The 811-nt window shown below is 38.1% G+C and carries 1 protein-coding gene; it reads right to left on the bottom strand.

The genetic code is table 11. The features are described from left to right. Nucleotides 1–96: 96 nt before the first annotated feature. Nucleotides 97–567 carry a hypothetical protein gene (locus tag A142_RS08165; RefSeq protein ID WP_017097003.1) on the bottom strand — a complete coding sequence of 157 codons (471 nt, stop codon included), beginning with the start codon at nucleotides 565–567 and terminating at the stop codon, nucleotides 97–99. Nucleotides 568–811 lie beyond the last annotated feature (244 nt).

Here is an 811-nt window from a genome sequence, read left to right on the forward strand (position 1 = left end):
GAGTAATTTCCCGTATGGTTGGACGTATCAGTTAAAAGAGATAAACGCTTTTAACTGAACAAATTGTTTGGTTTTCGATAATAGTTAGGTTAGTAGTTAATTCAGTTTAGCTTGTTCAATACGCACTTCTAGACGTGCATTAAAACGAGCATCCAGCATTTGCTTTTTCAACCAATGAACCACAGATTGCGGCTCATCAGCATCAAGAAGGTAAAACGTACATAGCCAACTCACCACTTCGGGCTCGCTGTACAACGTCTGTTTCAATTCAGACAAAAGAACGCCTGATATCGCTTTACCATCACGGAGTCTTTGTTCAATATCTATGAATAAATCATCGTAGTGGCAAGCAGTGAAATAACCTCTCTTATTTTCTTCCTTACTACAATATTCGCCTTCTTCATCAATCTTGATTGGATTATCTTCACGCCATTTATCTAATGCCGTCACTGTTTCCTCATATGTTTGTTCATGTTCTGGAAGTTCGCCATAAAGAGGATGTTCAATAAATGAGATTAGATTGTTAGATTCTTCTTCGTATTCTTTTTCAGAGTTAATTACTAACATGCGTTGATTCCTTAATTTATTAAAAATCATCCGCTGGCTAATGCCAAACGAATGGCATTAGCGCGGAGTAGCACGCTAGATCAAAATGGACGGTTGTTTTCTCAATTGCATTAATACCATTGAGATAGCTTTTTTTTCATCACAACAAGGTAAATGTTCCTCGATACATTTCGCGCAGTTTTCACACAAACGCATCGTGGACTTATCACCCCGTTTTTTCGCATGACGAGCATATAAGCCGCAT

The sequence above is a fragment of the Vibrio splendidus 12E03 genome, from assembly GCF_000272105.2.
In the GTDB taxonomy this organism is placed as follows: domain Bacteria; phylum Pseudomonadota; class Gammaproteobacteria; order Enterobacterales; family Vibrionaceae; genus Vibrio; species Vibrio splendidus_I.